The sequence below is a fragment of the Muribaculum sp. genome, assembly GCF_029051885.1.
Lineage (GTDB): Bacteria > Bacteroidota > Bacteroidia > Bacteroidales > Muribaculaceae > Muribaculum.
Genome location: NZ_JAIDKI010000141.1, coordinates 1 through 7991, shown reverse-complemented (window position 1 = coordinate 7991; position 7991 = coordinate 1). Strand labels below are relative to the sequence as shown.

The window sequence follows — 7991 nt, the reverse complement described above, 5'->3', positions numbered from 1 at the left end:
ATGCGGTTGGTTTTTCCCTGCTAGAACTTTTCGCCCGGGGCATAACGCAGCTTCAGTTCGAGCATGGCCTCGTTGTAGTGGCCGAAGCTCTGGCCGAAGCCGTTGACGAATGGTATCCAGCGTGTGGCTTCCTGGCGTTCGAATGCGGCTGTGGCCACGAGCGAGAAGTTGTTGCGCAACTCGAGGGTGTATTCGAGCTGCTGGCGACGCTGGTATGTAAGGCGTGTGTCCTCCATGCGTTTCAGCGACAGGAAGAGGTTGTCGGCGTTGGTGTATACATAGCGCTGTCCGAGCTGGTCTATGTCGTAGAGCGATGTGAAGCGCAGGGAGTGTACCGGAAATTCTCGGCTGTGGAGTTTCTTGTCGTGGAATGAGTACTCGACCTCACCACGGTATTTCCATTTGTGGTCGCGCAGTCCGTAGGCCACGTAGCCCCGGGCAAACCAGCGTGGCGACAGTGCTGCTGTGGTCATGCCCCCTGTGCGCAGGCGTATACCCTCCACGGTATTGTAGCTGATTGAGGTGTTGACGGGGCCGTAGTCAAATTTGCTCGGCTTGCCGGTATGTACATATCCGCTTACGAGGAGGCGGAGTGTGCGCTCAGTCCAGTAATATAGCGGCACCCGGCGCATGCGCTCTACCATTGTGGCGAGCGATTTCTCCGAGCGGTCGAGGGGCACGTTGCGGTGTTTGCTCCAGAAGTCGTTGTCCTGCATGTAGGCGTCGTCGGCCACAATCTGGTATTCGGCATGTCCGAACGCGTCGTTTTCGTCGGCAGGGGTGTCGAAGTTGAATCGGTTGTAGGTAGTGTTGCGCCGCACGTACAGGCTTGGCATACCGGGGAGTATGCTCAGTTCCATGGTCATGTCGTCGGATGTCTTCAGTCGCGAGCCGTCGGGGGCGCGGTCGAATGTCTGGGTGAGTGTCATGGCATCGACAAAGTTGACGTTGATGCTGTGGGGTAGATACAGCTCCAACTTTTTGACCATCATTGTCGAATCGGCCTTAGGCACATAGAGTTTTCCGAGAAATCCCCATGTCTGTGGGGTATGGGGCACAAAGCTGAGTACTACACACGAGTCGCCCTCCACAGCTACGGTGTCGGAGAGGTAGAATTTGTAGAAATCGGCGGCTATGGGCGATAGCGGACTTACAAACCTGTTTTGCAGCAGGGTGATGTCGTTGCGGTATATGTCGATTTCGCGGAACACGTCCTCAAGCACTTTTCGCACATTTTCCTGGTTGGACATAATGTCGTCGAGGCCTTCATGGTGGAGTCCCTTTATGTGTTCGCGCTCGCGGTCGTCGCTGTGTCGGTAGTTGACGGTCGCGGCCTTTTCGCGCATGGCTATGTTGAGTATCGGTTTGCCCGATACGATTGAGGTGTCGATATGGTCGCGGAGGAATGCGAATTTACGGTCGAGCCACGAGGTGGTGTCGGGAGTGTAGTTGTTGACGGCTATCGACATGCGCTCGTACTTGTCGAAGTTGTAGTAGTCGTTGCGACGAGGGTCGGTGATGTCGCGTGCGGCTCTTATCCTCTCCATAAATGCCACGGCGGGATTGCCTTTCTTGCGGTATTTCTCTTTCTTGGGTTTTACCACTACTTCAGCCAGCTGCACACCTGTCGGGTCGAGTTCGACGATAATTTGGCGGCGGTTGTTGCGGTTAATCGGGATGGTTGCGGTCGAGTAGCCCATCACGCTTACTCTTATGCTGTCGGCGAGCGAATACGAGCGGAGAGAGAATTGGCCTCGGTCGTCGGTGAGGGTGCCCCCGGGGGTAGTAGTCAGCGCCACAGCGGCATATGGCACGGGCTCGCGGCTCTGGCTGTCGAACACCACACCTTTCACCTCTACATTGTCGGCAATGACGATGCCGCTCCCGGTGGCGGCAAGGAGCATTATGGCGATTATGCGGAGGAGCGGGGTGATAGAGTGGCGTAAGAATGTCATTTATGAGTGAATCAACCTGCAAAGGTACTTACATTCCGCCATAATTCATGCCATGGCAACGTATTTTATGCGTTTTTAATATTTCGGAAAATTTCATTCGCCGGCATATTTCCGCCCTGACGGTAACATTTATTATTAAACAAGCTACTTATTATTTATGCAATTCCGGTTCATCGTTCTCGGTTAATTAGATGGCATTTTCAAGTGACATTTATAATCAATCGATTCCTGCCTTTAATATTACTTGTTGGTTATTGTATCTGATTTTGCAAGATGCCTCGGTGGCAGAATATTACTATAATTGAATTGATAGCCATAGATGGCCTTGCTATCATACCCTTCATCCTCAAAATACACGGTCATCCGGATGTCATCACAATTTTCATTAGGGATATCCCACGTTGCCCTGATAAGGCACATATGACCCTTATGATAAGTAATCGGATATACCTCAGGCATATCAAAAATCTCAGGCCTGAAGAAAGTTTCATAGCGGTGAATACTCAACGGCGCCCCATAGATTTGGCGTACCTCCTCAAAACTTTTTCCCTCTACTTTAAGCCCGCGGAAGAGTATTGAATCCTGAGTGTATTCAGCTGTGCTGTCTCCTAATCCCATCCAGCCTGTATGCATTAGACAGTCCATGAGAGGATAAAGCTGTGAATTCGGTTTATACTCCGGCTGCGAAGAGCAGCTACAGAACAATGCGGCTAAAACACTCAGCACATACAGTCTATTTAAAATTTTGTTTCGCATATACATTAAAATAATTCCGACCGGTTACTTATTTCTAATATATGTAGCCGTAGATAGCAGGAAGGCTGTCGGTATGTTCCTCAAACACAAGATATAGATACTCCATCCTGCGATATGACAGAAACCACCAACACCGACGCACGTAGACGGTATCCCGCTCCAGGGTGATAGGATAAAGGTCGTAGTCGGGAAGGTCGGTCTTGATATTGTTACCGTGGATTACCGTATCAAAAAACTCATATACCGGGACTCCATACTTTCTTACCGCCTTTGTATAATTAAGAGTGTCAGCGCCGATACTTAAAAATGTTATCTTCGGATAGGGCGTACTGTCAAGCTCTACCCAGTCATTCATATTTTTGTATATTTCAAGTGGTGAAAGGGGCGGATTTTCATTATATCTTGGTCTGCATCCGATGGCAAGCACCAATAGAAGAAGTATTATGAATCTGTTCATATCTTTAATTTATATAGAACTGCGTGTTAGTTACTGCATCTTATTTTGCAAGAGGCATTGATGGCTGAATATTGCTATAATTGAATTGATAACCGTAGATGGCCTTGCTATCATATCTTTCGTTCTCAAAAAATACAGTCATCTGTATGTCATCACAATTTTCATTAGGGATATCCCACGTTGCCCTGATAAGGCACATATGATTCTTATGATAAGTAATCGGATAAACTTCAGGAATATCAAAAATCTCAGGCCTGAAGTAAGTTTCATAGCATGCGTAGCTCGATGGGTTTCCATATATTTGGCATACTTCCACAAAACTTTTACCCTCTACTTTAAGCCCACGGAAAAGTATTGAATCCTGAGTGTATTCAGCTGTGCTGTCTCCTAAGCCTACCCAACCGTTATGCATCAGACAGTCCATGAGAGGATATAGCTGGAAATTATATTTATACTCCGGTTCCGAAGAACAACTCCAGAACAACGCGCCTAAAACACTCAGCACATACAGTCTATTTATAATTTTGTTTCGCATAAATTCCTTTTTTATTGATTAATAAGGATTTTCCTCTCTGTTATGAGAATCAATTCTATGATTATAATCCCATATTCTTAGTTTATTTAACCAAGTATGCTTTAAGGCATTCTTTTGCATCTCAGTTCCGTGATAATTTTCTAAAATGGGATCAATAATTCCAGATAGATTGCGAGAGTCTATAATACCGTTCTCAGATCCCATAATATTATTTTCCCATCCATTATATGATTTTTTTGTTTTACTATTATATCGGTCTCTAAGGCCCAACATGTGTCCTAATTCATGAGATATCTCATGAATTCTTTTTGAGGATATTTTACCCTTCCAGCAAGATGTAACTTCTGATGGATATTTGTTAGGGTCAATATTTTTATGCATTACAAATAAAAAATTACTTGTTCCATCTTGTTGTAGAATCTGATTAATTTTTTTGATTTTCACATTTATGTTCCATACAATATTATATGTTACACCATTATATTCGTATTGTGTTTGTTGTCCCCAAGTGCTATCAATAGCTTTCTGATATAATAATGCAAGTTGAACTAAATCCTGTGTGGCAGACTTTTTATGAATATATTCACTATTATAGATGTATATATCAGCTGTGATTATAATAGTGTATCCTCTCACATTTGCCTCTGCATCGTTACCATCTGGGTCGCGATAGCGTACGGGATTGCAGAGGGCATAGTTGTAGAAACTGAACGGATAGTATGATTCTGACTTGCTGTCGACTGAGATAAAATGAGGCAGTATCGGGTCGTAGTGACGGTTCTGTAGGTCGTAGAAGGTGTGGGCATCGCTTTTTTCGAGCTTTCCTCCTTGGAAAAGATTGTTTCCTGACCAAAAGTAATAGCCATAGCTTTCGCCAAACAGCGAACCTCCGGGATAATAGTGGACGGCCTTTGTAAGACTGTCGTTGTCGGCGACAGTACAGCGCACGTTGCCTTGATAATCCTTGACGTAGAAGTAGTGGCGGCCATTCTCATAGTATCCTGTGGGAGTATTGATGCGCGACAGCTTACCGCGGATATATTCGTAGTTTCCGCAATATTCATAGGGTGTCTGTCTGGTGTATGCCTGGATTGCAGTCATTGAGTCGCGGTCAGAAACAGGAGGCCATAGGATGCCGGGCAGTGAAGCCGCCTTGGACGCCGGCGCCGTGCCGGAGAATGACTTGATGCTGTCTTTTGGAAATACCGGTGTGATAGTAATCAAAGAGTCCGGCAAGGATGGCTGAAGCGGTAACTGGAGGTCTGCTTTCAATTGTTCGGTCTCCATCATGCGTTTATGCAGACGCCCGGATGCATCGTATGTGTAATTTGCAATGCTGCTGGTTTTTTTACCGCTTTCGGGTAGTGCATAGCTGAGATGGCCAAAACGGTCGTATTCGAAAGTTTGCCGGCGGAGTCCGTCGCTCGTGAGGTTGCCGGCAGCATCGTAGCTGAAACCGAAAGTGGTCTCCTCTTTCAGTGCGCCTATTACAGAGTTGTCCATCGTAGACACTGTAGACGATGTAGGTGCGATAGTCGCCGCAAGCATCTGCGAGCCAACGTTGTCAAACCGTATGTCCTTTATCACTCCGAACGACAGACTTGTGCCATTGGTGAGCTTCTGCCTGTCGGTCAGGCCATATGTTTTTAGCGACAGAAGATTGCTGTTGAGGTCGTAGCTCCGGTACTCTGAGTAGTCGGGACTATTCACAAAGATATCGTCATGACGGCTGCCCGACTCTTCATAGACTGCCGAGGTAAGACGGTCGGCACCGTCGTAGCTGTAGGTATAGCTACGCCATAGAGTGGATGGGCCTGTACCGTCGGCCGAGGCCGACCAATGGTACGACGAGATATTGCCGTTGAGATATCCTGCCGAGGAGTCAGGCCCTTTCTCGTAATAGAGTTTCTGTGAGAAATGAGAATTGGACGTGGTGGATATGCCTCCGTGAAGATGATATGTATAGTCGGTGGTGACATTTCCGCCAACTGTCTGTGAGGCGATTCGGCCAAGGGCGTCGTAAGTGTTGCTTAACAATTCTTTTGTAGGTTCGTCGTCATGGGTCATCGACAGACTCATCAGGCGGCTCCACGGACCATATGTATAGCTGTAGACATCACGATGACTTTCCGTCGGTGTCGAGTGGGATTCGAACACTTTGAGCGGAAGGTCATTTGGGGTATATATAATAGATGTTCTGTCGTAGCCGCCAAGGATATTAGACGATACGCTTTGGATGATACGTCCTCGGGAGTCATGGTAGATTGCTTCGGCTATGAATGTACTGTCGGCAGGAACACGAGTAAGCCGCCCTGATAGTTCTCCACGGAATAATACAGAACTACCATTAGATTCAAACCGCTGAAAAGCAAGACTGTCGGCATGCTCGGGCAATACATTGCCCGGAGTGACTCCGTCGTAGAAGTTGATCCACTCTATTTCTCCATCATTGATGTTGGCGGGGATATCAAATTTAAACAACTTATTCCAAGGCTTATACCCATAAAAATCATGAGAATCGGCGGGGTCATAAGTATCATATTGACAACCGTCAGGTTGTTGCAATAAAGTCTGAATCAATTTGATGTAAGGAGTCGGGCCCGGTCGGAATGTATATTTGTATACTTGACGATACATGTCATCGTAACTATAGAACGACCATCTGTCGTTGACAGACTGCGCAGCCGACTGAGACAACCTAAGGAGATTCTGGTCATCATAGTAATATGTTTCTGCATTGCAGTGTGGCAGTTTTTTAGTGACAAGACGATTACGCTCATCATATGTATATATGTAGCACATGTCAGTCAGTTCGGTGTCATCAATAAGGGAACCGTCGGCTTTCGACATTACACGGGCCATTACTGCCGGTGGAAGGACATAGCGCAGATTGTCTTTTTCGTCATAGACATAATCGGTCATAATCGGGTCGTCGTCATTGTACATTATCGTACGGACTACGAGGCCGTGGCGGTTTCGTATTTCACAGGTTTTCTTGCCGTCCTCATCAATGGTCTCGGTCATGCGTAGTTCTCCCGATGAATAGGCATTGGAGATAAGTTTAAGTTCCCCATTATGAATCACACAATATTTCCCGGGATTCATCACCAATGAATATGAGTACGTCTTTCCCCGGCTTGCGTGCCATGCCGCGCCGGGAAGATTGACCTTTATCGGCGATTCGCCTGTACGTCCGCTATACGTATAAGAGGTAAATGCATAATCCTTGTCGTCGCCATAGATGGAGAAATCGGCAATCCGTCTGGGGTGATATACTCCATTTTGCCCCGACACGGGCACCGGAAGATATTCCCTGTTGATGGTGCCGTCGTGATTATTCTCAACTATTGCGATATTGTCTTCATTATCACTGCCGAATCCTACTTTAACCGATTCGATCATGCGCCCGAGGCCGTCATAATAATCTACCTGATTGTCAAAACCTGCCGCGCCATACGAGTTTGTGTGGATGAAATTATACTCATTATTTGAACCATATTCCGGCAGTGGGCCCGGATTGCGCCCTAAGGCTGTGTAATAGTGATATCCCTTATAATAGGAATTATCAATATACTCCTCGGTCAGGCGGTTGGCGGCATCATATTTGTATCCCTTCTTTGATGCATTGACTTTGGCCGACTCTATGATTCTGCCGAAGTAATCGTATTTATAAAGACAATAATCCCTGCCTTGTAATTGTGTAGCAAGCGAAAGATAATCAGGAGTGTCATCTCCGCCTGATATGGTGCCCATAGAAGCGATATATTCTCCGGTATATTCACCAATATTACGTAAACCATTCAGAGCCGATATATAGCTGACACATGGTGTTCCTGAAGCACGCCGGCTTTCCAGTACATAATACTTTCCATACCGATATTTCTCCATCTGCGCGGGCTTTCCTCCATATCCAGAGTGATATATGGAGTCCGGACGCAGATAATAATCTCCCGACGTTGGATAATTATAATCGGTATGAGCAACTTCGCCGTTGAAATAGGGCGAAGATAGATTCATAGACTCTCTTGATAGAGGAATAAGGATGTTCTGCTGTTTCTTTGCCTTATCAAGTTGTGCATTTCCCTCGTAACTGTAGGTATAAGTAGTTTTGTCAGACTTTTTACCATATGTCACGGTCTTATTGCGTATCATGCCTTTGGTGCCTGCAACATAGTCAAAGGTAGTATACGCAGTAAATGAATTATTACTGTCATCATATTCTATATCGGTTATCTTTGCTGGGCGCATCACATGGTAATAACGTTTATAGGCCACTCCGTCGTATACC

5 protein-coding genes are annotated in these 7991 nt (G+C 46.3%); all 5 read right to left on the bottom strand.

Translation table 11 applies throughout. The features are described 5' to 3' along the window. Positions 1-20 precede the first annotated feature (20 nt). Complete coding sequence (locus K2I50_RS06105) at positions 21-1955, bottom strand: DUF5686 family protein (RefSeq protein ID WP_301025317.1); 1935 nt, start codon at positions 1953-1955, stop codon at positions 21-23. A 240-nt stretch (positions 1956-2195) separates the two neighbouring features. Beyond that, positions 2196-2573: a hypothetical protein gene (locus tag K2I50_RS06100; RefSeq protein WP_301025316.1), complete on the bottom strand. Its 378-nt coding sequence runs from the start codon at positions 2571-2573 to the stop codon at positions 2196-2198. A 172-nt stretch (positions 2574-2745) separates the two neighbouring features. Beyond that, entirely contained in the window at positions 2746-3168 is a 423-nt protein-coding gene (locus tag K2I50_RS06095) for a hypothetical protein (RefSeq protein WP_123478323.1), read from the bottom strand. Positions 3169-3208: 40 nt separating this feature from the next. Continuing rightward, complete coding sequence (locus tag K2I50_RS06090) at positions 3209-3703, bottom strand: hypothetical protein (RefSeq protein ID WP_301025315.1); 495 nt, start codon at positions 3701-3703, stop codon at positions 3209-3211. An 18-nt stretch (positions 3704-3721) separates the two neighbouring features. Then, positions 3722-7991 (bottom strand): RHS repeat domain-containing protein (locus K2I50_RS06085; RefSeq protein ID WP_301025314.1); only part of this gene is annotated, 4270 nt, incomplete at its 5' end.